Origin of the sequence: Pseudonocardia sp. MH-G8 (assembly GCF_002262885.1) — a bacterium.
In the GTDB taxonomy this organism is placed as follows: Bacteria; Actinomycetota; Actinomycetes; order Mycobacteriales; family Pseudonocardiaceae; genus Pseudonocardia.
Window position 1 is genome coordinate 1 of record NZ_NKYF01000026.1, and the last position, 22,938, is coordinate 22,938.

Consider the following 22,938-nt stretch of genomic DNA (forward strand, 5'->3'; position numbering starts at 1 on the left):
GATGGCCAGCACCAGGCAGATCCCATGGCCATCATCGGGCAGATCTCGTGACCGTCACCGGGCAGGTCTCACGGCCGCCGCTGGGCAGTTCCTACTGGCCCTTGACACCCGGCGCCACCAGCAGCGCCGGCGTCGTGGTTGCAACGTGGTCGATTCGTGGCTACCGCGTTGCCGGACTACCTCGGCGAAGACCGGTGTCGGACAGCGCGATCGGCTGACGTTCAGCAGACCGCGGTGGCAGAGCGGGGGACAATACCCCTCAGGGGCGGCGTAGCTGGTCGAATTCGGCAGCGTCGGAGAGATGGTGCAGCGGAACGGCGCTACTGCGCCTCGCAGAAAAGTCTAGTGTGGAATCACGGCGAGTCGCCAAGAGCGGCGGCCGGCCGCGCTCACGCGGACTTCCTGCAAAGGAGCATCCAGGCTGGGTAGTCGCGGTGCTACAGACCGCGGATGTCGGTGTAGGCCGTGAGTCGGATGGCATGGTCGGAGATCGCGGCCGCCGCGGGCTCGGGGATGGGCATGCGGTCGGCCGCCGTGAGTGGGCCGAGGTCGAGACCGGTGAGTTCGGCGATCCGGGCGAGGGGGACCTGGAAGGTTCGGAACTCCCCGAGCGGCGGTGGCTGGCCCTCCTGCTGCAGGTCACCGAGCTGGGGCGTCTGATCGAGCAGGTAGCCGGTGGTGCCGAGCGCGCCGTCGGTGGTGAAGCCACCGATCTTCCAGAACTGCAGTGGGATCTGGAGGCCGCGGTACTGCGGGTCGTCGTCGGCGAGGACGGGGCCGGTGAACACGACGAGCTTGCGGTCGTGGTCTGCGGCGTTGTCGAGTAGGTAGTCCTCGAGGCCGAGCCAGAGCTCGCGGTCCTGGTTGAACGAGGACGCCTGCGGCGCGGCATTGGTGTAGAAGAATGTCTCTGCCTCGGCGCGCTCGGCCTCGGCCTGGTCACCCCACACCGGGTCCCGACGTCGGACCAGGTGGCCGCGGTCGAGGTCGTTGTCGACGTAGATCTCGTCGCCGGCCTGCAGCTGATGTGGGAGCCGGTCGTCGAGTCGCCAGTCGTCGGAACGTTCGACGTCACGCAGGGTCGCGCCGTCGATCGCGACGGCGGTGGCCCCGGCGAGTCGGCGGTCCGGGCGGTGCAGCGTGGAGAAGTGGGTGTAGACGAGCGGCACGGTCGTCACGCCGGGTGCGGTGGGCATCAGTGCGGGAATGCCGAGGAAGTCCGGGTTGTAGCCGGTTGGGTGGGGAGTGGTCACGAGGGCGAACGTAGGGGCGTGGGGTGAACGCGGGATGTCACCCCGCGTCCGAGCCCGGCGTGCGGTCAGATTAATGCCAAGTCGACCGGACGTGCCCGAGCCGCACGAGATGTGGGCACGACTGGGTCACGTCCCGCAGCGTCCTCTGCAGCTCATCCTGACAACGCGACGGCCCGCCGCCGTTGTGAAAGCGTTCTCGACCAGGCCTATACCGGAGCGACTGTTGGTCGGCGCGGGAGGATCATGAACCCATCGGCGACATCTCTGCCGAAGACTCTGCGGGTGGAGCATAAGCGACGGGAGCGTGTTCAAGGGCACTCGAGCAGTGGCACGTGGGAAGGTGCAGGGCTGATACGTAGTGGTGTCAGAGGGGGGACTTGAACCCTTTCCCCACGCCGTCGCGCTGGTAAACGACCTCGTCGTGGCCGGAGCAAGCTGATCAGTGTCGCCTGGAATCGCTCCGATCCGGGTCGCGTCGCCTTCGTGGTGTCCCGCACGGTCGTGTCCAACTAGACTTCCTGGCGCGCCCTGTGCGATCGCAGGCGCGGGCCGGTCGGGCGGCCACTCCCGGCGGAGCGGGGACACCCGGTCGCGCCCGAGTTGGGCGCACGCTCTGGGGACGGGCTCGTCCGCGGTGCCGAGGTCGGCCGGTCCGTCGAGGGGAGCGACGTGGTCCTGGTCCTGACCTCCGGCGTCGTACTGCTGGTGACGGTCGCGCTGTCCGGGCGGGCCGGGCGGTCGGTGTTGTCCACGGCGCTGGTGTTCCTCGCGGCTGGCGCGCTGGTTGGGCGCGACCCGTGAGGTTGCACGGCAGCGTCGTCGCGGGGTTTCACGGCGCGATGATCAGATCTGGGTGGGTGGGGAGGTTGTTGCCGACGAGGACGACGGTGGTGCCTCCGCTGCTTCGTTGGATGTGCACGTCGGCCATGCATCCCGACATGACGGTGAGCCCATGACCGCGGTACCCGGCCAGTTCGGTGCTGCGGTGTTGATGTGCCCAGTCGCCGTGATCTGTCACTGCGACCGTGACGTGCCGCGTGCGCGCAGCTTGGTTGGCGCTGACCCAGGCGTGCACGTGCACTGGGCCTGGCCGGCGAGCGGGGTAGGCATGATCGACGACGTTGGACATCGCCTCGTTGGCTGCCAGCACGATGTCTTCGGCGTCGTCCTCGGGCCAGCCCGCCGCGGCTAGCCAACGGGTGAGTTCAGCGCGCATCTGCTGGAGCGAGGATGGCGCGGCACGGAGCGCGACCAGTAGATCGTCGACGCTGCCCGGTGGCCCGACAGGTAGATCGGGTTCCGATACCTGGCCAGTCGTCATAGCGGTCCCGTCGGTCGCGCCTCGGCCCGCTGCTGGGCCGGCAGCCGTCAGTATGACGCGCAGTGATCCCGCGAGCATGGGGGCGGCAGGCGTCCGCCGGGTGCGTCCCGTACGTCGGCCCAGCAGATTCGGAGCGCGCCGCCGAAACGAGCGGCCGGGCGGTTGCCGCGGGATATTCCCCAGCCCGGCGGGGGCACCTCGTTCACGCCGCCGAAGAACCGTGCGGCCGCCAGCGTGGCCGGGTCGCTGAAGTAGCTCGTCGGTGTCCCGGTGGCCTCGATCCGGCCGTCGAGCATGAGCGCGCCGCCGTCGGCGAGGTCGACCGCCTTCTGCTGGTCGTGGGTCACGAACAGCATCGTGATCGACAGTTCCCGCTGGAGTGCCCGCATCCACCAGGCAGTGATCATCACCGCCGGACGAGCCTCAGCCTCTCACAGCACGCCGACATCGCAACGTGTGCGCAGATCATCGCGACCCTGTTCATCGCTCTGGCCGTCGAGCCAATCACGGTCCGCCAAGCGGGCGGTCGCGTCCGCTGGATGATCTGACGCCAGGCCTACGTGTCGTCCGCATTCCTCCTGCTCGCGGCCGCATTCACGCTCAGATGCGACGGCGTTGTGTTGGCCAGCGGGAGCCATGGAACCTCGGCCCGCTCATCGCGTACCTCGACGACGCTCGGCCGGCGCTTCGCGCAGACGCGCTGACATTGATCCACTCGCGAGTTCACTCACGGTTGCCGCCTTATGACGAATCGGACGGGGTTCATGGCTCGAAGTCCGCTGGCGAGACCGTGTCGATGAAGCGGCGGAACCGCTCGATCTCGCCTACCTCGTCGGCGGCGCCGTCCTCCCGGCGGGCCCGACCGGTGGCCTGGTCGATGTCGCAGATCACTGCCTCCGGGAGCGCCGCCTCGTCGAGGACGGTGTTCTCGGCCTGGATCGGCACGCCGAGGTGCACCGCGAGAACGACCGCGTCGCTGACCCGGGCGGAGACCCGGATGTCGCCGTCGAGGACGACCTCGGCGTGGAAGACGCTGTCATGCAACCCCGTGACGCACACCTGCTCCACCTGACGCGCGCAGGCAGCGACAACGTCGCCGATCAGATGATGAGACGTCGGCCGGGGAGCAGGGACACGTCGAAGCTCGCTCTCGATCGCGGCAGCTTCGGGGAACCCGATCCACACGGGCAGCACCCGCCGCTTCTCCACGGCCTCCTGCAGCAGTAGCACCGGCGCGTCGCGCTGGACATCCAAGCCGATCGCGAGGACCTGCATCTCCCGCATGTCTGACCTCGTCACTCGCCGGTGGGGTAGGTCTCGGGCTCAACGTCCGCGGACTCGATCGGGTGCAGCGGCCGCAGCGGCGTGGTGCGGTCGCAGTGGAGGAAGGCGTCGTAGCGTTCGTCGAGGACGGTGGGCACGTAGTTGCCGTGTCGCTCGGCTTCAGGGTGGTAGACCACGCCGATCGCGCGGTGCGGTCGCCGGGCGTGCGACCAGCGCGAGGAGCCGTCGCCGGAGCCGAGCACGAAGGCGGCGTCGGTGCCGCCCGTGGCCTCGTGCAGCAGGTCCTCCAGACTGCCTGGCCGGGCCGATGAGACCGGCATCCGCTGCACCGGTCCTCCCCAACGCTGCGAAGCGATCACATCGCCGCTGTGCGTGCCGAACCCGACCAGCACAACCTGCTCGCGCCCGTGTCGCTCGCGCATGAGCTGACCCACGTTGAGCAGGCCCGCGGCGGCCATGTCGGTGGCCCGCGCGTCGCCGATGTGGGTGTTGTGCTCCCAGAGCACGGCTTTCGCGGCGGGGGCGTCGTCGGCGGCACCGTAGCGGGACAGGAGGCGGTCGAGGGTGTCAGCCATGTGGCAGTCGCGCACGTTCCATGACTCGGGTCCGCCGCGGACCATTGCGCGGTAGTACCGCTCTGCGCCGGCGGCGGCCGCCGCATTCAGCTCGGCGACGTACCGGTCGTCCAGCACACCGCCGCCGTCTGGCGGTGTGTGGTCGGGGCGGCGCAGCTCGCGCAGGAGGGCGACGACCTCGGCCTCGCAGCTCTGTGGGGCCAGTCGGCTTGCGAACGCGTAGGACTGGGGGTCCTCGCCGTAGGGGTCGAAGCAGCGCAGCGCCTGGTGGGCGGTCGGTAGGTGTGCGGGTTCGTGTTCGGCGAGGTAGTCCAGCACGGCGTGGAGCGAGGTGAACAGGCTGTAGACGTCCAGGCCGTGGAACCCGATGCGTTGGGTGGGCGGGAGGGCCTCGTTGTGCTTGCGCAACCAGCCGGTGAACGCGAGCACCTCCTCGTTGGCCCACATCCACGTGGGCCACCGCTCGAAGGCCTGCAGCACCTCCCGGGACTCGGGGGCGCCTGGCGCCGCCGCGACGCTGCAGTGCACGGCGTGGCAGTCCGGCCAGTCGCCCTCGACGGCGACGAACGCGAAGCCCTTCTCGACGATGAGGCGGCGGGTGAGCTCGGCCCGCCATGTGTAGAACTCGTGGGTGCCGTGGCTGGCCTCGCCGATACCCACGAGTCGGGCGGGTCCGATGCGTTCCAGGATCGGGTCGAGGTCGCCCGAGTGCCGCAGCGGCAGCGCATCGAGACGGACGTCATCGGGACGGGTCACGTCGCACAGCTCCCGCGGAGGGCGGCGAGGACATCGCCGCCAGCGGGTCGGCGGTCGGGGGCGCACACCGTTGCGGCAAACACCAGGCGCCGCGGTCCGGTCGCGCGGAGCTGCTCGCCGTCCGTTGCGCTCACGTTTGCGATCTCGGCCGCGAGCATCCGTCCCAGGACGGCGCCTGCGGCGGCGTCGCGGAACACCCCCTGCGGGTCGCTTCTCATGATCGGCCTAACCATCGATGCCACACGGATGTCCTTCCCGCTCCGACGGGCTCTGACTCCAGACCTACCCACTTGGCAGGGCCGACAACGAGAGTTCGGCCGGCTACTTGTCAGGAACCGACTCTGGCCGGGCACGGCGATCTGCTGGCTGAGGACATCTTCTGCGGCGCTCGCCGAGCGCAGGCACGCCGACCTCGTGCCGATCCACTGCTCTGCACCTCGTCGGAGTGAGCGCGCAGCGCTTGCGTCACCGCACGATGCCGGTGTCGTCTGCCGACCAGCGCGTCGCCGAGGCGATGTCCGCCGATCAGGAGCCCTGGCCCGATGCGCACGACCTGCCCAGCGACGGGCCCGAGGAGGAGACCGCACCTCGAGCGGCGGCCCATATGATCAGCATTCCTCTGACGTGGACCGAGGATGTGCTGCCGGTGGCCGCGGTTGGCGCTGGACTCAGGTGACGAACCGTCGGCGGATCCCGTGAGCGACGGCCTCGGCGCGGTCGTGTACCCCGAGTCTCCGGAAGAGTCGACGCGCGTGGGTCTTGACCGTGTCTTCCGACAGGTGCAGTTCCCGGCCGATCTCGGCATTGCTCTTGCCCTGAGTCATGCCGCGCAGCACCTGCAGCTCGCGAACGGTGAGTTGCGGGCGGTCCGCGCCGGGCAGCGGTCCGGCGTCGCCGGCGAGGGTGTGTACGTGCGCCACCGACACCGGATCCGAGGCATCCCAGCGCAGGCACCCCCTCGCCCCGGTTGCGATCGCTGCGGCCAGGCCGGGCCCGTCGTCGGCGGATCCGAACACGAGGGTGTTCGCGTGCGGGTAGGCGGCGACGAAGCGCCGGGTGTTCTCGACCCCGGCGGGTTCGCCCCGCTGGACGCCGATAAGGACCAACGCGGCTGGTCGGAGCTCGTACCGGGACAGCAGCTCGTCGCCGTGGACTGCGTCGATGCGCTTCACGCCGGGTACTGCGGAGATCGCGTGCGCCAGGCACTCGCGAACCGCTCGTCGACGGTCACAGATGAGGATCGCGTTCATGACCGAGCCATTGCAGCGTTGGAGACTCGGGTTGCGATGTGCAATCCCGATCATCGCACCCTTCCATCTCGTCGACCCGGTCCGTCCGCAGGTACAACGACAGAGAGGGGGCACAGCGACGCCATCGGGTCGCCCCAACTACCCGGGCGAGTGGCAGCGGCCGCAGGGGACCTCTGGGGGTCCCTCGAAGGAGACTCGGCTCGCCGTGTATGCGCGGATCTGGACGGCGGATCCCGGGTATCCATCGGACATGTCGGAGTGCGTGGACGGGTCGTCGTCGGGGTCGACGAGTCCCAGGCCGCGTTGCACTGAGCGGTGCGACACGTGCGACGACAGCCCGCCGGCCCCGGCGGGGCTGTCGCTGGTCTGGACCTGACCCGTCCCGGGACAGGACGCTCGTCAACTAGACCTCATCGGTGCGGTGGACCCAGCCGGCGAACCGCCAATCCGGGCTGAGCTCGGCGATGGTGCCGCCGCGGACAGTGATGCTGTCCTCCGCACGCCAACGGCGTCCGCACCAACACACGTACTCGGTGCCGGCCTGGGCTCGGCGCGGTGGGCGGCAGCGGTGGGCGGTGTCATCCGCCGCCGCCGTGCCGGCCGCGTCATCGGCCGTGTCGCAGGAGGCCGAAGCGCGGGCTTGGGGGCGGTGCTGGTCCATCAATCGCCCGCAGGGCCAGAGCCGGAACCGGCGTCCGAGCGCGCGATCGGGTCGAGGGGCCTCAAGGCAACGGTCTGATCGCAGCACAAAGAGGCGTCGTATCCGGTGGCGCGGACGGCGGTGGGCAACGCCGACGCGTCGTGCCAGGCGACGGCGCTGCGGTCTCGCACGTCCGCGACCATCATGACCTCGGCATGTCGGCGAGGGCGGCGAGGACCTCTTCGTCCGAGGTCTGGCCGAAGTCGTGATACCAGAGCCCCACCGCGCCGAAGTCCGCCGGGGCGGACAGGCACACCACCTCGTCGGCGTCCGCCTCGGCTCGCAGCGCGGCCTGGCTGTCGCGGGCGCACACCGGCGCGGCGAACACCAGGCGACGCGGGCCGGCGGCGCGGAGTTGTCCGAGTGCGGCGCGCGCGGTGACGCCGGTGGCCAGCCCGTCGTCGACGAGCAGCACGTCGCGCCCGGCGAGCGGTACCGGGTCGCGGCCCTGTCGGTAGCGCTGCAACTGGCGCCGGACTTCGGCGCGCTCCCGCTCGCAGTCCTCGCCGAGGTCGTCGGGCGTCAGCCCGAGCCTGGCCAGGGACGTCTGGTCGTAGCAGGGCGGGCCGTCGGCGGTGACCGCGCCGACGCCGAACTCGGGGTGGCGCGGGGCACCGATCTTGCGGGCCACCGCAACCTCGAGCGGTGCATCGAGGGTCTCGGCCACGCTGCGCGCGATCGGCACTCCGCCGCGCGCCAGTCCAAGCACGACCGGATCTGACCACTGCATGTCCGCAAGTCGACCTGCTAGGCGCGCCCCGGCATCGAGTCGGTCGGCGAACCTCGGGTCGTCCTCGAGCCCCGACATCCTTCCAGCTCCTTCTCCTCCTGCCGCTCGTCGCGTTGTTCCCGGCTACCCGCCCTGGCGCGGTCTCAACGAGCCCCGGGCGACGCGTCCCTCGTTGGTGTCCCCCATCGGCAAGGTGTGGCCCGGTCCCTCCAGGCCGTTCCGGTTCCTGTGATATGGATCGGTCACGTCCTCGCACTGAGGTGGGTGATGCGGGGCGAGTCACGTGGGGCCCATGGACGCGGCAGAGCAGGTGGTCCACGCTTGTACCGACGGCGGGGCCGGCGCGGCGACAGGTACCGACAGGCGCGGGGGTTGACAGCGCGTGACCGGACAGGCCGATCGAGGGAGCGACCGGGTGGAATGTCGGAGCTGAGGTGTTGACCAGCGGCATAGGGGAATTCTCCGGGCTCTGCGTCGGCTCCGCTGAGGGATCGGTGCGTGTTGGGGGACATGATGGTGATCGCGGTCCGTGCCCTCGGGGCAATCCTCGGCATCGTGCTCGGTGCGCTCGGGATGCTGGTGCTCTCGTCGAGAGCGATCCCGATCGTGCTCGGATCGGGTCTGATCAGTGGCCTGGTCGCCTGCTGCGCGGCGCCGTCGCTTTTTCCCCGGATTGTCGATCGCGCCGCGGGCACTCGCCTCGGCTTGGCGGGAAGGGTGGCTGCCGCCACCGTCGTCGGTTGCTACGTCATCGCCGGGCTCGTGGCGGCGTTCGGAGGGGCAGCCCTCCTACTCGTGGTCGTTGCTGCGGCGACCGTTGCTGCCCGGCGCCGTTGGCGGGCGGGGGAGCACGGTCACGAGACTGCGGCCTGGCGGGCTGAAACTGCCTCGGCGCCGGAAGCGGGAACGCTGTCACCGCCTGCACGTATCGAGACGATGCCGATCGACGAGCTGTGCTCGGCGTGGCGGAACAGCTATCTGTTGGTGCGAGCCGGGTCCAGTCCCAGTGTGATCGAGCAGATCGCAAAGGCCCGCTGCCGTTACCTTGATGAGCTCGAACGGCGAGATCCGATTGGGTTCCGACGCTGGATTGACAGCGGGGCCCGAGCGGCAGGCGACCCGTCCCGGTTCATCCGTGATGAACGAGGATCGACGACGGCCCGCGATGGCGAGTCGGGAACGTAGCAAAGATCCAGCTTCGCACCCCGTGACTCCGGTCCGATCGGTGGCGACGCCACACGCTCGGGTGGGATTCCCCGCGGGGAGCAACCCGAGCACGCCCCACCGCCGGGGCGAGTCACCCGCGGAGCTCGCCGTGCCGCAGGTGAACAAGCCGCTGCTGCGCTACGGCATGGCATGGCCCAGCAGACACCCAACCGGGAGATGCGCGGCCAGTAACAAGACGGCGGCGGGATCTGCCACCGAGGCCACCGCCGCGGCGATGGCCATCATGGAAGCGGTGAGCTGAAGGCTGTGGCGAGGAGCCCGAGATGCCGATCATTCGAATCACGAAGCGCGGGTACGTGGGAAGGATGAGCAAGCACCAGGCCGATCCCGCCGAGCACGACCAGGATGCGGAACCGACTATGACAGCGCCGCCCGAGGAGCGACCCGACGCCGGCGCGTCGGAGCTGGAGCCTGAGGGACGCGCGGACAATCCGGACGTGATCGATACCGACGTCGACCAGGACGAACGACGCCAGCAGCACGGGTGACGGCTTGCAGGTTCTCGCCGCGTCCGTGCCGGCGTGGGAGACGGCAACCGGGGCAGCGACCCCGCCGCCCCGGTTGCCCAGGGCGGCGGCGACGGAAGCACCGGGTGCCCGCTGCCCGGTCGAGTCGGTCGATCGCGCCAGCCGTGCGCGTACTGGCCGGGCTGGAGCACCCACTGCCGCCCCAAGGGCCTCAGCGTCGACATGACCCGGATGCCCACGCGACCGAGTAGCGCTGTTGTTGCTCGCTGATCGCGATCCGAGTGTGAGGGTTCGCTACTCGTCGCACGGGTACCGCTCACCACGACGACCCGAACGGCAACTCTTTGCGAGGAGGACCCTGATGGCGACCGGTGAGACCGGCTTCGACGACGTGAGCTTCGACCTGATCTCTGTGCAATACCACTCGCTCAAGGCCGGGCACGACTACGGCCAGTACGTGCGGGACGCGGACAACGCGGGTCGCACTGACATCGCCGACTTCTTCCGGAAGGTGATGAAGGAGGATTCGGAGCGCGCGGCGCAGTGCCACGAGTTCCTCAAGGATCTCAGCGGCTCGTCGGAGTCCGGGCCCGCCGTCTCCTGACCACAGGGCCCGCACGGCGATGATCGTGCGCACGGCCAACGGCGGCCCGCCCTGGGTCTGTTCCTGCTCATGCTGGTCGGCCAGGCCGTCGCCGGGCAGGCCCAGCAGCAGCCCTCCCACCTCATGATCGGAGTTTCGGCGCCTCCTCGGGTCGGACTTAGCACGGGTCGGAATCGCCCGTTCTCGCGCCGAAACCCTGATCATGCACGCCACCTCGCCTCCGGTGGCGTCCCGCTTGGCCGCGCCGGGTGCCGCGCCCCCGACCTCGCGGAGCGCCTCGTGCAGCTGCTGGGCTGGCTGCTCGGAAGGTCGTCACCTTCGGTTCGGGAGGGCGAGTTCCCACACCGCGGCGGTGGTGAGCCCGAAGGCCAGGTGCGGGATGAGGTCGGAGACCCATGAGCTCGCGGACCACGAGCGCGGATCGGAGATGCCCAGCGCGGCCATCGGGCCGCTGGTGCCGACGTTCGCGGCCAGCCCGGCTCCGATGCCGAGCACCGGCAGCGGGACGCCGTCGAGTCGCGGGCGCACCAGCCCGTACGCGAGCCCGGTGCAGAGGCCCGCGGCGATCCCCATCAGCGCACCGAGCCCCGAGCGGCGGTTGCTCGCCGACTGGCTGTCCGGGCCCTCTGAGGACAGGGTGCTGTGCGCCAACTCCTCGGTCTTGCGCACCGTCTCCTCGGGCGTGGAGCTCGAGGGCCGGGCGCGTACGACCATGTCGAGGTAGGTGACGAGATTCAATGCGGTGGTGCCGGCGGCTCCGGCGGCGAGTCCGGCCAGGAGTGATCGGTTCATTGGCACGGGCTTCCCAGCCCGTGACCGGTTACTCCTCTGCGTGCCCGCACCGCGGGCTCGGAACTCCGACCGGAAGCGCAGCATCATCCGGCTCCGGTCGGGGAACCCGTCGACGAGCCGACCCGCACCCCACAACAGGAGCATGCTGTGCCGTTGTTATCCCACCCTGCCCGGCGACATCGACCACCTCATCGCCGACGACCACGCGGTCGTCGAGCGCCAGTTCCAGCACCTGGAGGCCGGTCATGGCGATCGCCGGGTGCTCGTCGACCAGGTGGCCTTCGAGCTCGCGCTGCATGCCGACGCCGAGGAGCGCGTGCTCTACCCGGCGATGGCCGAAGCCGGCGAGAACGGCCGAGTCCGAGCACGCGCGCGCCGAGCACCAGGAGGCCAAGGAGCTCCTGGTGACGCTGAGCAACGCCGACCCGGGCGACCCCGAGTTCGAGCAGGCGCTGGGCACGCTCATCCCCGCGATCCGCGAGCACGTGATGGAGGAGGAGCAGCAGAACCTGCCGGCGTTCCGCGCCGCGGTGGGGTCCGAGCGGATGGCAGCGCTGGGTAAGGAGTTCCTGGCCGCCAAGCGCGCCGCCCCGACCTTCGCGCATCCGAATGCGCCGTCCAGCGGCGCCGGGCACAAGCTCCTCGATGCCGGCGCGAAGGCGGTGGACAAGGTCCGGGACATGTCCTCCGGGCGGGTGAAGCATCTGGCGACCGATCCGTCCGGCCGCCTCGATCCGCAGGCTCAGCGCATCCTGGACACCTTCGGCGCGCTCGGCCCGCAGCCCTTCGAGATCCTCGAGCCCGATCAAGCCCGCCGCCAGCCCACCCCGGTCGACGCGGTCATGAAGATCCTCCAGGAGGACGGGAGGCCGACCGACCCGGAGCCCGTCGGCAGGGTCGAGGACATGAGCATCGATGTGCCCGCCGGTTCGCTCGGCGTACGTGTCTACTGGCCCGCCGACGCAGGCGATGGCCCCCTGCCGGTCGTGCTGTGGATCCACGGCGGTGGTTGGGTGCTGTTCACCGTCGACACCTACGACGCCTCCTGCCGCGGGATCGCGAACAAGACCGGCGCGATCGTGGTGTCTCCGGAGTACCGTCGCGCGCCCGAGCACGTGTTCCCCGCCGCCCACGACGATGTGCTGGCGACCTACCGCTGGATCCGTGACAACGCCGAGGGTCTGGGCGGCGATCCAGCCCGGATCGGGATCGGCGGGGAGTCCGTCGGCGGGAACATGGCCGCGGCGACCTGCCTGCAGCTTCTGGGCGCCGCCGAGTCGCTGCCCGTCGCGCAGGTCCTGGTCTACCCGCTGACGACCGGCGAGCAGTTCGGCGAGTCGATGGCCGATGCCGCCGATGCCCGCCCGCTGAACCGGCCGCTGCTGTCCTGGATGGCGATGCACGCGTTCGAGGGCGTACCCGGCGCCGCTTCTGATCCGCGCGCCGACCTGCTGTCGGTGCCCTCCGAGCGGCTCGCCGGGATGCCGCCCACCCTGGTGATCACCGACGAGCGCGATGTGCTGCGCAGTCAGGGCGAGGAGTTCGCCCGGCACCTCGAGCAGGCCGGCGTGCCGGTCACCGCAACTCGCTACGACGGCGTCATGCACGAGTTCTTAGGCGCAGCCGCGGTGCTGGACAAGGCCGAGCAGGCCCAACGCGAGGCCGCCGAACACCTCCGGACCGCCTTCACAGCGCCGGCCGGAGTGCACTGAGCTGAGTGGTCGGCGGCGGGGCCGGAATCGGCCCCGCCGCGCTAGCCGGACGTCGTCTCGGAGCCGCTCGGTCGCCCGGCCGTTCGCGGGCGGCCCTCCGGCCGCGCCACGACGTCCACGCCATCGCCGATGCTCGAGAACTCGGAACTCGCCGTCGGGCAGGCCGCCCAGCGCCTCTTCGTGGTCGACCGGCGCCTGCCGGGGGTGAGCATGACCCGCTACGCCGGGAGCTGGAACCAGGCTGGTCATCCCTTCCTGGCTCGCCGCCGGAATCAGGCCGGGGTGCGCAACGTCTAGTCCCGCCGCAGCCGGACCGGGCCGGCGTCGATGGCGACGCGGAACAGCGAGTACGGGTATCGCCGCAGATCCTCACCGCCCTGGTACTTCGCCTGCCGGTAGAGCTGGTTGGCCGTCACGTACAGGTACCCGTCGGCGACCGACAGGGTGTCCGGCCAGAGCAGGCGGGCGTCGTGCACGACGGTCTCGAGAGTGCCGTCGGATGTGCGCCGCATGACGGCGTTGTGCTCGCCGTCGGTGAGGTAGATGCGGCCGGTGTCGTCGGTCTCGAGCCCGTCGCCGGACGCACCCTTGTCGCCCTCGTCGACGACCGTCGCGGCGACGTCCTCGTCGGGGACCGACCGGTCGGCCAGCGCAGCGGCGGACACGCTGTACCACCGCCGGGACGCGAGCGCGCAGTAGTAGAGGCGCGAACCGTCGGCGGCGATCGCGATGCCGTCTGCGCCCATCATGACCGGCCGCGGCAGCCCGTCGGGTGGACGTTCCATGAACACCCGGCCCTCGACGATGGGGATGAAGTCCGGCGGCTGCTCGGCCTTCGTGGTCGGGTGGTCGTGCAGCCGCCGCCATGCCTCACCGCTGGTCAGGTCGACTACGATGATCCCGTTCGGTCCCTGGTCCGAGGAGTCGGTGATGAACGCGACCCCGGCTTCGCCCCGGCGCAGGTCGAACCGCACGTCGTTGAGGTACGTGGTGTCGAGTGCCACGTGCGGGTCGAAAACGATCGTCTGCGCGACAGTGTTCGTGTCCAGGTCGACGCGGACGAGCTTCGGCCCGCCCGGCTTCGTCGGCTGCATCATCGGGCTGCCGGTGTCGAGGATCCACAGCCGGTCGGCCGGGTCGACGACGATGCTCTGCACCGACACCAGCGCGTTCGCGTCGTCGTCGCCCGATGGGGAGTTCCACGCCTCGTCGGGGAACGGGACCGGACGGCCGTCGCGCAGCTCGACAACGGTGGCCGGTACCTCGTCGCCCCACTTCGGGTAGTTGACGAACACCCGCCCGGACCGGGAGACGCTCACCCCTGTCGGCATCGGTCCTTCGTCGAAGGTGTGCACCGTCTCGAGCTCGCCGACGGCCTCGTCGGTCGGCTGCCTCATAGTGGTGCTCACGCCGCCACTGCCCGGCGGCGTTGTGGGCCTGGTAGCCGTCCGCGTACCACAGCCTTCATGGGGCAGGCCTCCAAGACGTCGGGTTGCCCGCGACCTTCTTGTCTGCGGCCGCGTCTATGACTCGCCTACCCGCGTAGGGCGGCGGGAATCGGCCTCGGGTGATTCGTCCCCGTTCGGCTCAGGGCGCGTCGACGCACCCTGGCGGGGCTCGCACCGGGCTGTTGCCGCTTTCTGGACGCCGTGCTCACATCGGTGGTCTTCGCTGCAGCCGGTGCCGACCTTGCGGTTCGGCAACGGTCCGGGCCGGGCGCCGCCGGGACGTTTCGCACCGCTGCGACCCCGGGCACCGCCTCTCGATCAGGGACGATGAGGAGGCGGGCATGACCACATCCGGTGACGGCGGTCGAGCCGTGGTCGAGCGGTTCCCCAGCAAGCACCTGGCGCGGCCGGAGGTTCGGCCGCTCCCGGAGCCGCCGCGCTCGACGTGGCGGATCATTGGCCCCGGGGTGATCGCGGCCGGGGTCGGGCTCGCGTCCGGAGAGTTCGTCCTGTTCCCCTACATCGCCTCGCAGGTGGGCCTGGTGTTCGTCTGGGCCGCGCTCGTGGGCCTGGCCACCCAGTTCTTCCTCAATATGGAGATCGAGCGCTACACGCTGGCCACCGGGGAGACCGCGCTCACCGGGTTCAGTCGGTTCTGGCGGCACTGGGGTCTGGTGTTCGCGGTGATGACGTACTTCGCGAACCTGTGGCCGGGCTGGGCGACCAGCTCGGCGACGCTCGTCACGTACTTGTGGGGCGGCGATGTGCGGTGGGTCGCGATCGGGATGCTGGTCGCGATCGCGTTGATCCTCACCCTCGCGCCGGTCGTCTACGTCGCCCTGGAGCGGGCCGAGATGCTGAAGGTCGCGGCCGTGTTCGTGTTGCTGGTCGTCGGCGCGCTGTTCGCGATCTCCGCCGACGCGTGGCGCGATCTGCCCCAGGTCGTCACCGACGCCGGGGTGCCGGTGAGCGAGCTCGGCTTCGCGCTGCTGCTCGGTGCACTGGCGTTCGCCGGTGCCGGTGGCGGGCAGAACCTGGTGCAGAGCAACTGGATCCGGGACAAGGGCTTCGGGATGGGGCGTTACGTCCCGCGGATCGCCAGCCCGGTGACCGGTCAGCCGGAGGCGGCGCCGAGCACTGGTTTCGTCTTCGAGACGAGCGAGGAGAACCTGAACCGCTGGCGCTCGTGGTGGCGCTTCGCGAACCGGGAGCAGCTGTACACGTTCGTGCTCATCACGTTCGTGTCGATCCTGTTCACCTCGCTGCTGTCGTATTCGACCGTCTTCGGCCTGCCCGACCTGCCGGACGACATCGGCTTCATCCAGGTGCAAGGCGAGCAGCTCAGCGCGACCGTCGGGCCCTGGTTCGGTGTCTTCTTCTGGTTCATCGGCGCGTTCGCGCTGTTCGCCGCCGCGCTCGGCATCGTCGATTACACGAGCAGGCTCGCCGCCGACGTGCTCAAGACGTCCTACATGCGGCGGGCCAAGGAGAGCACGCTCTACTTCGTGCTGGTCTGGGGCCTCGTGCTCATCGGCTGTGTCGTGCTGCTCATAGGGATTTCCCAGCCGATCGTGCTGCTGGTGATCTCCGCCTGCGTCGGTGGCGCGATGATGGTCATCTACTCGGCACTGCTCATCGTGCTCAACCGGAAGGTGTTGCCCGCCGAGATCGGCATCACGACGGGGCGCGTCGCGGTGCTGGTGTGGGCGTTCCTCCTCTTCGGAGTGCTGTCGGTGCTCACGATCATCGACCAGGTCGGCGGGATGCTCGGAGGCTGACCGTCGTCAGGAGCTCTGCGCGTCCGGCCCGGCACGGTCGATCCGGTGCTGGCCGGTGTAGACGTTCATCGACTCGCCGCGGAGGAAGCCGACGAGGGTGACGCCGGCGTCGGCGGCGAGCTCCACGGCGAGCGACGACGGGGCCGACACCGCCGCGAGCACCGGAACGCCGGCCAGCACGGCCTTCTGCACCAGCTCGAACGACGCCCGCCCGGACACCATGAGCAGGCAGCCCGAGGCCGGAACGCGGCGCTCGAGCAGGGCCCGGCCGAGGACCTTGTCGACCGCGTTGTGCCGCCCGACGTCCTCACGGGCCACGAGCAGCTCGCCGTCCGCGGTGAACAGCCCCGCCGCGTGCAGGCCCCCGGTGGCCGCGAAGACCTTCTGCGCCGCTCGCAGCGTGTCGGGCAGCGTGCTCAGCACGGCGGGCGTGACGGTCACCGGGTCCGCGGCGGGCGGGAACCGGGTCTGCAGGCGCACGGCGTCGAGCGAGGCCTTGCCGCACAGACCGCAGGACGACGTGGTGTAGACCGAGCGGGCGACGCCGGGCTCAGGCGGGGGCACGCCGGCGGCGAGCGCGACGTCCAGCACGTTGTAGGTGCGGCGGCCGTCCTCGCCCGCCGAGTCGCAGAAGCGGGCGGAGTGCACCTCGGTGGCGGCCCCGATCACGCCCTCGCCGAGCAGGAAGCCGTGGGCGAACTCGACGTCGTGGCCGGGGGTGCGCATGGTGACGGCGAGCGAGGTGCCGTTCACACGCAGCTCGAGCGGTTCCTCCCCGGCTAGGGTGTCGGAGCGGCGGCGCGCCCCGGTGGCGGACAAGGTGAGCACCGGCCTGCGCACGGTGACGCGGCCCACCTCAGCGCTCCTGCGCCGACAGCCGGCGCCGCTGGGGGACGACGGTGTCTCGTGGGTCGGCCGCAGAGGCCTTGCCGGCGAGGAAGACCCCGAACCGGGTGGCCAGCGACCCGGCCAGCAGCGCCGCACCGGACGCCGCGGCGACCCCGCGGTGCCGCCGCCCGGCCAGCGCGCCCACCGCGCCCAGAGTGGAGAGCACCCGGGCGGCCCGCATGAAGCGCCCGGCCCGGCCCGTCCGGTACTTCTCGCCGATCTCGCCCAGACGCCGCTCCATCAGCGCGCCCGCCGCGAGCTCCACGGCCGCGCCGGCCGCACCGAGCCGCGCGGCCGGCAGATTCTCGTCGACGGGAGAGCCGACCAGGCCCAGCCCACCCGCGGCGGACACGGCACTGCCGCCGAACACCACCGGCATCTCCCGATAGGCGTCGTGCCACGCGGGCACGGCCGTATTCGTGATCAGCACGGCCGTGTAGGTCGTCATCGGGCCACCGAGCGCGGCGGCGCCGATGCCGGCCGCCCGGCCGAGCCGCGGGGCGATGCCGGTGAGCTCCGACGCGGCCGCGGCAGCGGTGAGCGCCGAGAACGGCGAGAGGATCCACGTCCCGACCGAGAGCGGGGACGTCACTTTGATCATCCGGAGCATGTTCAGGAAGCGGGCCGGCCGGTGCAGGTCGTGGATCAGGAAGCCGACGCCGGCGAGCGCACCGCCCGCGGCGCCCAGGCGTGCGGTGCGGGCCAGACCGGGACGGCCGGTGGTTGCGGCGAGCTCGGCCATCACCGCGGATGCCCCCGCCAGGCCCCCGCTGAAGAAGTAGGCGGGGACGTCGGGGACCTTCCACGTCGGGGGCTTGAGGACCGGCTTGCCGTAGTAGGACCGGAAGTCGGCAGGCGGAACTGCCGGCTCCTCGCCGCCCCCGCCCCCGCGCCTGCGCGGTGGCCGCCCGTCGCGGCGAGCGGGCGCGACCGCGTAGTCGTGGTGGGTCACCGGCGGGCCCCCAGGAACGCCGCGGCCAGGGTGGCCACCACCCCCGCTGCCGCCACGGCGGCCTGTGTCCACATCGCCGGCAGGTCTCGGGTGGTCACGATCGGGTCCGGCGGCAGCCCATAGACCTCGGGCTCGTCGAGCAGTAGGAAGAACGCGCCGTCCCCGCCGACCCCGTCGGCCGGGTCGTGCCCGTAGAGCCGCGCCTGTGGCACCCCGGCTTCGTGCAGCGCGTCCACCCGCTGCGCAGCGCGCTCCCGCAGCTCGTCGAGCTCGCCGTACTGGATGGAGTCGGTCGGGCACGCCTTCGCGCAGGCCGGCTCCTGGCCCGCACCGAGCCGGTCGTAGCACAGGGTGCACTTCCAGGCCCGTCCGTCCTCGGGCCGGATGTCGATCACCCCGTACGGACAGGCCGGCACGCAGTAGCCGCAGCCGTTGCAGATGTCCTCCTGCACCACGACGGTGCCGAACTCCGTCCGGAACAGCGAGCCCGTGGGGCACACGTCCAGGCAGGCCGCGTGGGTGCAGTGCTTGCACACGTCGGAGGACATGAGCCAGCGGACCTCGCCCTCGTCCTCGAGCGCGCCCTGCGGGACCGACGGCATGCCGAGGTCGACGGCGTTCGACTTCTCCGTCGTCTGCTCGACGAACGCCACGTGCCGCCAGGTCGAGGCCCCCAGCCCTTCCGAGTTGTCGTAGGACATCCCGGTGAGGGAGCCGATCGGGTCCGATTGCTCGCTCTCGCTCGCCGGAGGGACGAGGTTCCACTCCTTGCACGCCACCTCGCACGCCTTGCAGCCGATACAGACCGAGGTGTCGGTGAAGAAGCCCATGCGCGGCGGGTGCTCGGCGTAGCCCGCCTCGCCCGCCGGGTCGGCGAGGGGGGCCGCCAGGCGTTGATCGAGGCTGAAACTCATGACGACGACCCTCCGTCGCTGATCGCTTCGGTTCCGGTCTCGGCCGTGATCCCGGCCCGCTGCTGGTACTCCGCCACGAGCGCGCTGCGCGCCGGCCCGCGGGGCCGCCTGCCGGGGCGGATGTCGCAGGTGTCGGCCTTCGTGGGCTGGATGTGCACGTTCGGATCGAGCGCGATCGGCAGCAGCTCGTTGGCCGAGTCGCCGGTCGTGATCCCGTTGTCGCCCCAGTGGTAGGGCAACCCGATCTGGTGGATCGTGCGCCCGCCCGCGCGGATCGGCCGCATCCGCTCGGTCACGAGCACCCGGGCCTCGATCGCGCCGCGTGGGCTGACGATCGTGGCCCAGCCGGTGTGCTCGAGTCCGCGCTCGGCGGCGAGCGCGGGGGAGACCTCGCAGAAGAACTCCGGTTGCAGCTCCGAGAGGTAGGGCAGCCACCGGCTCATCCCCCCGGCGGTGTGGTGCTCGGTGAGCCGGTAGGTGGTGAACACGTACGGGAACACCTCCGCGCCCTGCTGGCCGCCGCTCGGGGCGTAGCGGTTGAGCCGGTGCGGGAACACCCGTCGCGCCGGGTTGGCCTGCTGCCCGTAGAGCGCGTTGGGCAGCGGCGACTCCTGCGGCTCGTAGTGCGTGGGCATCGGCCCGTCGGCGAGCCCGGCCGGCACGTACAGCCAGCCCCGGCCGTCGGCCTGCATGATGAACGGCTCCGCGCCGCCGATCGCGTCCTCGCGCTCAGCGTCCTCCGGCGCCCGGTAGTCGGGTGACTTCGTGGCCTGGAAGTCCGGGACGTCGTGCCCGACCCATTTCTCCTGCTCGGCGTCCCACCAGACGTAGGCCTTGCGCTCGCTCCACGGCGTGCCGTCCCGGTCCGCGGACGCGCGGTTGTAGAGGAGGCGGCGGTTCATCGGCCACGCCCAACCCCACTCCGGGGCCACCCAGCTCTGCTCGCCACCGGGCTTGCGGCGGGCGGGCTGGTTTGTCCCGTCCTTGTAGGAACCGCAGTAGATCCAGCAGCCGCAGCGCGTGGAGCCGTCCGCCTTCAGCGCGGTGTAGCCCGCGAGCGGGTTCCCGTCGGCGTCCCAGCCGTTGATCTCGGCGAGCACGGCCTCGGCATCCGGTTCGGCGAGCGGGCCTTCCGTCGGGTACTCCCACGTGAGGTCGAGCAACGGCCGGTCGCGTTCGTCGGTGGAGCCGGCGAGCTTCTCCCGGATGATCCGGCCGAGGTGGTAGTAGAACCACAGCTCGCTGCGCTGGTCACCCTGCGGTTCCACCGCCTTGTGGTGCCACTGCAGCATGCGCTGAGTGTTGGTGAAGCTGCCGTCCTTCTCGACATGTGCCGCGGCCGGCAGGAAGAAGATCTCGGTGCCGATGTCCTCGGTGCGCAGCTCGCCGGACTCGATCTCCCGGCCCGACTTCCAGAAGGTGGCGCTCTCGATCATGTTGAAGTCGCGCACCACCAGCCACTTCAGGTTGGCCAGGCCCACGACGTTCATCGTCGAGTTGGCCGTGCCTACAGCCGGATTCTCCCCGACGATGAAGTACCCCTCGCACTTCCCCTCGACCTGCTTGGCCACCGTGTCGTAGTTGGAGTGACCGCTGGTCAGGCGCGGCAGGTAGCCGAAGCAGTAGTCGTTGTCCGCGGTGGCCGCGTCGCCCCACCATGCCTTGAGGAGGCTGACGGTGTAGGCGTCCATGTTGCCCCAGTAGCCCTTGCTGCCCGCGCCGGTGGCGACGTAGCCCTGCAGGTCGAGGTGCTCGTGGGCGTGTGGCATCGGTAGGTAGCCGGGGAGGATGTTGAACAGCGTCGGGATGTCGGTGGAGCCCTGGATCGAGGCGTGGCCACGCAGCGCCAGGATCCCTCCGCCCGGCCGACCGATGTTGCCCAGCAGCAGCTGCAGGATCGCGGCCGTGCGGATGTACTGCACCCCGACGGTGTGATGGGTCCAGCCCACGGCGTAGGCGAACGCGCTGGTGCGGTCGCGGCCGGAGTTGTTCGTGAGCGCCTCGGCGACGCGCAGGAACTCCTGCTCCGTGACGCCGCAGATGTCGGCGACCTCGTCGGGGGTGTAGCGCGAGAAGTGCCGCTTGAGCACCTGGAAGACGCAGCGCGGGTGCTGCAGGCTGTCGTCCCGCTTCGGAACCCCGTGGAACGCGCCACCGCCACCGGCGCCAGAGGTCTCCATCTGCGAGGTCTCCTTGTTGCGTGCCCCCTCGTGCTCGCTCCCGTCACCGCCGGACTTCTGCTGGTCGCGCTGCCGTGTGGCCCACTGGTCCCGCTGCCCGGCCGCCGCAGCCACGTCGGCACCCTCGTACTGCCAGGTCTCGGGGTCGTAGTGCCGGCCGTCGGCGTCGAAACCGGAGAACACGCCGTCGAGATCCTCGGTGTCCTGGAAATCCTCCCGCAGGATCATCGGGGCGTTCGTGTAGGCGACGACGTACTCGCGGAACCACTTGTCGTGCGTCAGCGCGTAGTTGATCAATCCGCCGAGGAACGCGATGTCACTACCCGCACGCAGCGGCACGTGGATGTCGGCCAGCGCGCTGGTGCGGGTGAACCGCGGGTCGACGTGGATGATCGTGGCCCCGCGCGCCTTGGCCGCCATCACCCACTGGAACCCGACCGGATGGCACTCGGCCATGTTCGAGCCCTGGATGACAATGCAGTCGGAGTTCTGCAGGTCCTGCTGGAACGTCGTGGCGCCGCCGCGACCGAAGCTGGTCCCCAGACCGGGGACGGTGGAGGAGTGTCAAATACGGGCCTGGTTCTCGATCTCCACAGCGCCGAGGGCGGTGTAGAGCTTCTTCATCAGGTAGTTCTCTTCGTTGTCCAGGGTCGCCCCACCGAGGCTCGCGAACCCGAGGGTGCGGCGCAGCACCATGCCGTTCTCGTCCGTGTCCTGCCAGGTCCGCCGTCGGGTCTCGATGACGCGGTCGGCGATCATGTCCATCGCCCGGTCGAGGTCGAGGTCCTCCCACTCGGTGGCGTGCGGGCGCCGGTAGCGGACCTTGGTCTGCCGGGTCGGCGCGGTCACCAGCTGCTTGGACGCCGCGCCCTTCGGGCACAGCCGTCCCCGCGAGACCGGCGAGTCGGGGTCGCCCTCGATCTGCGTGACCCGCCCGTCGGAGACGTACACCTGCTGCCCGCACCCCACCGCGCAGTAGGGACACACGGACTTGACGGTTCGCTCCGCGCTCGCGGTGCGGACGGGCAACTCGCGGCTGCGCTGCGACTTCGCTGCGGCGCCGCGCCCCAACGGATCTCGCGACGTCATCTGCCGATAGGCGGGCCAGCCCTCGATCCAGGTGCGCAGTCCCATCCGGCCCCCTCCTGAAGATCGTGCTCCCAGCCCTGGTACCCACCGGGGACCGCGACTATGCGCCTTGGAGCAGACACGTCATCAGGACACGGTGGCGCGCAGGATCCGGTCGTCGCCGGGCTGCGCGCCGCCCGGGCGCGGGTGGTCGCCCATCGCTTCCATACGACCGTCGCCGCCGCGAACATGCCTGCCTTTCCGATGAGCGTGCCGCAGCGGAATGCGCCTCCGGCGCGAGGCATTCTCGCCCCGAGGCGCCGTGTTGATCGGACGGCACGGGGTACGCCGCCGACGTCCCGGTCGTGCGTACCACCCCACCACGAAAGCGAGAGCGGAAGATGACCCAAACCCGCAAGGACGTCGTAACAGTGCTCGTCGACGACCACCGCGCGGTCGAGCGCGTGTTCGGCGAACTCGAGAGCCGCGAGGGCACGCCCGAGCACCGCCGCGCGCTTGCCGATCACGTGATCGCCGAGCTGGTGAGGCACTCGGTGGCCGAGGAGCAGTACCTGTACCCGGCCGCCCGCAAGGCCCTCCCCGACGGCGACGAGCTCGCCGACCACGAGGTGTCCGAGCACTCCGAGGCCGAGCAGACGATGAAGGACCTCGACGGGCTCGACCCGACGGATCCGCGGTTCGACGAGCTGCTCGGCACGCTGATGAGCGAGATCCGCCACCACGTCCAGGACGAGGAGTCGGACCTCTTCCCGCGCCTGCAGGCGGCCTGCGACGAGGCAGAGCTGGTCGACCTGGGCGAGAAGATCGTCCGGGCGAAGGAGATCGCACCCACCCGGCCGCACCCTTCTGCGCCCAACACACCACCGGCCAACAAGATCCTCGGTCCGGGAGCGGGCCTGGTCGACAAGATGCGCGACAAGCTTAGCGGTCGCACGACCTGATACCCCCACGCTGGCGCAAGCGGAGCGGATTCGCTCTCACCGCGGTGTTGGTGGCCGGATCGGCGCGGTGTTCACGG

Annotated in this window: 24 protein-coding genes; 10 read left to right on the forward strand and 14 right to left on the reverse strand. The window is 70.5% G+C overall.

Annotated features, from left to right (window positions below; translation table 11 throughout):
* Nucleotides 1–437 precede the first annotated feature (437 nt).
* Complete coding sequence (locus CFP66_RS36625; RefSeq protein ID WP_198961913.1) at nucleotides 438–1,253, reverse strand: DNA/RNA non-specific endonuclease; 816 nt, start codon at nucleotides 1,251–1,253, stop codon at nucleotides 438–440.
* A gap of 669 nt (nucleotides 1,254–1,922) precedes the next feature.
* On the opposite strand from CFP66_RS36625, the gene CFP66_RS50050 reads away from it, so the two are divergent.
* Nucleotides 1,923–2,054, forward strand: coding sequence for a hypothetical protein (locus CFP66_RS50050; protein ID WP_255413920.1), 132 nt, complete (start codon nucleotides 1,923–1,925; stop codon nucleotides 2,052–2,054).
* Between the two features lie 28 nt (nucleotides 2,055–2,082).
* Here the strand turns inward: CFP66_RS50050 and CFP66_RS36635 are convergent, their stop codons facing one another.
* The 4 genes from CFP66_RS36635 to CFP66_RS36650 all read right to left on the reverse strand — a co-directional run bounded on the left by CFP66_RS36635 (nucleotide 2,083) and on the right by CFP66_RS36650 (nucleotide 5,189).
* Nucleotides 2,083–2,574 carry an ATP-binding protein gene (locus CFP66_RS36635; protein ID WP_158228337.1) on the reverse strand — a complete coding sequence of 164 codons (492 nt, stop codon included), beginning with the start codon at nucleotides 2,572–2,574 and terminating at the stop codon, nucleotides 2,083–2,085.
* A gap of 47 nt (nucleotides 2,575–2,621) precedes the next feature.
* A complete protein-coding gene (locus CFP66_RS36640; protein ID WP_094929955.1) occupies nucleotides 2,622–2,963 on the reverse strand; it encodes a hypothetical protein in 342 nt (113 codons plus the stop codon).
* A 373-nt stretch (nucleotides 2,964–3,336) separates the two neighbouring features.
* Complete coding sequence (locus CFP66_RS36645; protein ID WP_094929956.1) at nucleotides 3,337–3,858, reverse strand: bifunctional nuclease family protein; 522 nt, start codon at nucleotides 3,856–3,858, stop codon at nucleotides 3,337–3,339.
* An 11-nt stretch (nucleotides 3,859–3,869) separates the two neighbouring features.
* The gene (locus CFP66_RS36650; protein WP_198961914.1) at nucleotides 3,870–5,189 is read right to left on the reverse strand and encodes an erythromycin esterase family protein; all 1,320 of its coding nucleotides are present in this window, start codon (nucleotides 5,187–5,189) and stop codon (nucleotides 3,870–3,872) included.
* A gap of 445 nt (nucleotides 5,190–5,634) precedes the next feature.
* Between CFP66_RS36650 and CFP66_RS36660 the strand changes: the two genes are divergently transcribed.
* Complete coding sequence (locus tag CFP66_RS36660; protein ID WP_094929958.1) at nucleotides 5,635–5,865, forward strand: hypothetical protein; 231 nt, start codon at nucleotides 5,635–5,637, stop codon at nucleotides 5,863–5,865.
* On the opposite strand, the gene CFP66_RS36665 is transcribed toward CFP66_RS36660, so the two are convergent.
* Nucleotides 5,858–6,439 (reverse strand): response regulator transcription factor, encoded by a 582-nt coding sequence (locus CFP66_RS36665; RefSeq protein ID WP_094929959.1) that lies wholly within the window; start codon nucleotides 6,437–6,439, stop codon nucleotides 5,858–5,860. The genes CFP66_RS36660 and CFP66_RS36665 overlap by 8 nt on opposite strands.
* An 842-nt stretch (nucleotides 6,440–7,281) precedes the next feature.
* The gene (locus CFP66_RS36680) at nucleotides 7,282–7,947 is read right to left on the reverse strand and encodes a phosphoribosyltransferase (protein WP_094929962.1); all 666 of its coding nucleotides are present in this window, start codon (nucleotides 7,945–7,947) and stop codon (nucleotides 7,282–7,284) included.
* 420 nt (nucleotides 7,948–8,367) lie between these two features.
* On the opposite strand from CFP66_RS36680, the gene CFP66_RS36685 reads away from it, so the two are divergent.
* The 4 genes from CFP66_RS36685 to CFP66_RS36695 all read left to right on the forward strand — a co-directional run bounded on the left by CFP66_RS36685 (nucleotide 8,368) and on the right by CFP66_RS36695 (nucleotide 10,167).
* On the forward strand, nucleotides 8,368–9,054 hold the full coding sequence (locus tag CFP66_RS36685; protein ID WP_094929963.1) for a hypothetical protein: 687 nt from the start codon (nucleotides 8,368–8,370) through the stop codon (nucleotides 9,052–9,054).
* 130 nt (nucleotides 9,055–9,184) lie between these two features.
* On the forward strand, nucleotides 9,185–9,337 hold the full coding sequence (locus CFP66_RS48185) for a hypothetical protein (RefSeq protein WP_158228338.1): 153 nt from the start codon (nucleotides 9,185–9,187) through the stop codon (nucleotides 9,335–9,337).
* A 22-nt stretch (nucleotides 9,338–9,359) separates the two neighbouring features.
* Entirely contained in the window at nucleotides 9,360–9,584 is a 225-nt protein-coding gene (locus CFP66_RS36690) for a hypothetical protein (protein WP_094929964.1), read from the forward strand.
* 340 nt (nucleotides 9,585–9,924) lie between these two features.
* Nucleotides 9,925–10,167, forward strand: coding sequence for an acyl carrier protein (locus CFP66_RS36695; RefSeq protein ID WP_094929965.1), 243 nt, complete (start codon nucleotides 9,925–9,927; stop codon nucleotides 10,165–10,167).
* A 312-nt stretch (nucleotides 10,168–10,479) separates the two neighbouring features.
* Here CFP66_RS36695 and CFP66_RS36700 read toward each other — a convergent pair whose 3' ends face one another.
* Both CFP66_RS36700 and CFP66_RS48715 read right to left on the reverse strand, forming a co-directional pair.
* A complete protein-coding gene (locus CFP66_RS36700; RefSeq protein WP_094929966.1) occupies nucleotides 10,480–10,959 on the reverse strand; it encodes a hypothetical protein in 480 nt (159 codons plus the stop codon).
* 28 nt (nucleotides 10,960–10,987) lie between these two features.
* On the reverse strand, nucleotides 10,988–11,353 hold the full coding sequence (locus tag CFP66_RS48715; RefSeq protein WP_198961915.1) for a hypothetical protein: 366 nt from the start codon (nucleotides 11,351–11,353) through the stop codon (nucleotides 10,988–10,990).
* Between the two features lie 10 nt (nucleotides 11,354–11,363).
* On the opposite strand from CFP66_RS48715, the gene CFP66_RS36705 reads away from it, so the two are divergent.
* Nucleotides 11,364–12,671: an alpha/beta hydrolase gene (locus CFP66_RS36705; RefSeq protein ID WP_198961916.1), complete on the forward strand. Its 1,308-nt coding sequence runs from the start codon at nucleotides 11,364–11,366 to the stop codon at nucleotides 12,669–12,671.
* Nucleotides 12,672–12,800: 129 nt separating this feature from the next.
* Nucleotides 12,801–12,968, forward strand: coding sequence for a hypothetical protein (locus CFP66_RS48190; protein ID WP_158228339.1), 168 nt, complete (start codon nucleotides 12,801–12,803; stop codon nucleotides 12,966–12,968).
* On the opposite strand, the gene CFP66_RS36710 is transcribed toward CFP66_RS48190, so the two are convergent.
* The gene (locus CFP66_RS36710; protein ID WP_094929967.1) at nucleotides 12,965–14,068 is read right to left on the reverse strand and encodes an L-dopachrome tautomerase-related protein; all 1,104 of its coding nucleotides are present in this window, start codon (nucleotides 14,066–14,068) and stop codon (nucleotides 12,965–12,967) included. The two genes, CFP66_RS48190 and CFP66_RS36710, sit on opposite strands and share 4 nt — an antisense overlap.
* A gap of 392 nt (nucleotides 14,069–14,460) precedes the next feature.
* On the opposite strand from CFP66_RS36710, the gene CFP66_RS36715 reads away from it, so the two are divergent.
* Nucleotides 14,461–15,897, forward strand: coding sequence for an Nramp family divalent metal transporter (locus CFP66_RS36715; protein ID WP_094929968.1), 1,437 nt, complete (start codon nucleotides 14,461–14,463; stop codon nucleotides 15,895–15,897).
* Between the two features lie 6 nt (nucleotides 15,898–15,903).
* Here the strand turns inward: CFP66_RS36715 and fdhD are convergent, their stop codons facing one another.
* From fdhD to fdh, 4 genes are read right to left on the reverse strand one after another with little or no spacing between them, the layout of a single operon-like run.
* The gene (gene fdhD, locus CFP66_RS36720) at nucleotides 15,904–16,752 is read right to left on the reverse strand and encodes a formate dehydrogenase accessory sulfurtransferase FdhD (RefSeq protein ID WP_094929969.1); all 849 of its coding nucleotides are present in this window, start codon (nucleotides 16,750–16,752) and stop codon (nucleotides 15,904–15,906) included.
* A gap of 1 nt (nucleotide 16,753) precedes the next feature.
* Nucleotides 16,754–17,737, reverse strand: coding sequence for an NrfD/PsrC family molybdoenzyme membrane anchor subunit (gene nrfD / locus CFP66_RS36725; protein ID WP_094929970.1), 984 nt, complete (start codon nucleotides 17,735–17,737; stop codon nucleotides 16,754–16,756).
* A complete protein-coding gene (locus tag CFP66_RS36730) occupies nucleotides 17,734–18,651 on the reverse strand; it encodes a 4Fe-4S dicluster domain-containing protein (RefSeq protein WP_094929971.1) in 918 nt (305 codons plus the stop codon). Before CFP66_RS36730 ends, nrfD begins: the two co-directional genes overlap by 4 nt.
* On the reverse strand, nucleotides 18,648–21,965 hold the full coding sequence (gene fdh / locus CFP66_RS36735) for a formate dehydrogenase (protein WP_198961917.1): 3,318 nt from the start codon (nucleotides 21,963–21,965) through the stop codon (nucleotides 18,648–18,650). Before fdh ends, CFP66_RS36730 begins: the two co-directional genes overlap by 4 nt.
* A gap of 335 nt (nucleotides 21,966–22,300) precedes the next feature.
* Between fdh and CFP66_RS36745 the strand changes: the two genes are divergently transcribed.
* The gene (locus CFP66_RS36745; RefSeq protein WP_094929974.1) at nucleotides 22,301–22,861 is read left to right on the forward strand and encodes a hemerythrin domain-containing protein; all 561 of its coding nucleotides are present in this window, start codon (nucleotides 22,301–22,303) and stop codon (nucleotides 22,859–22,861) included.
* Nucleotides 22,862–22,938 lie beyond the last annotated feature (77 nt).

Coding starts and splice junctions, on each gene's coding strand:
- CFP66_RS36635 (WP_158228337.1), bottom strand. CDS start 2,574: ATGACGACTGGCCAGGTATCGGAACCCGATCTACCTGTCGGGCCACCG.
- CFP66_RS36640 (WP_094929955.1), bottom strand. CDS start 2,963: ATGCGGGCACTCCAGCGGGAACTGTCGATCACGATGCTGTTCGTGACC.
- CFP66_RS36645 (WP_094929956.1), bottom strand. CDS start 3,858: ATGCGGGAGATGCAGGTCCTCGCGATCGGCTTGGATGTCCAGCGCGAC.
- CFP66_RS36665 (WP_094929959.1), bottom strand. CDS start 6,439: ATGAACGCGATCCTCATCTGTGACCGTCGACGAGCGGTTCGCGAGTGC.
- CFP66_RS36680 (WP_094929962.1), bottom strand. CDS start 7,947: ATGTCGGGGCTCGAGGACGACCCGAGGTTCGCCGACCGACTCGATGCC.
- CFP66_RS36690 (WP_094929964.1), top strand. CDS start 9,360: ATGCCGATCATTCGAATCACGAAGCGCGGGTACGTGGGAAGGATGAGC.
- CFP66_RS36695 (WP_094929965.1), top strand. CDS start 9,925: ATGGCGACCGGTGAGACCGGCTTCGACGACGTGAGCTTCGACCTGATC.
- CFP66_RS36700 (WP_094929966.1), bottom strand. CDS start 10,959: ATGAACCGATCACTCCTGGCCGGACTCGCCGCCGGAGCCGCCGGCACC.
- CFP66_RS48190 (WP_158228339.1), top strand. CDS start 12,801: ATGCTCGAGAACTCGGAACTCGCCGTCGGGCAGGCCGCCCAGCGCCTC.
- CFP66_RS36710 (WP_094929967.1), bottom strand. CDS start 14,068: ATGAGGCAGCCGACCGACGAGGCCGTCGGCGAGCTCGAGACGGTGCAC.
- CFP66_RS36715 (WP_094929968.1), top strand. CDS start 14,461: ATGACCACATCCGGTGACGGCGGTCGAGCCGTGGTCGAGCGGTTCCCC.
- CFP66_RS36730 (WP_094929971.1), bottom strand. CDS start 18,651: ATGAGTTTCAGCCTCGATCAACGCCTGGCGGCCCCCCTCGCCGACCCG.
- CFP66_RS36745 (WP_094929974.1), top strand. CDS start 22,301: ATGACCCAAACCCGCAAGGACGTCGTAACAGTGCTCGTCGACGACCAC.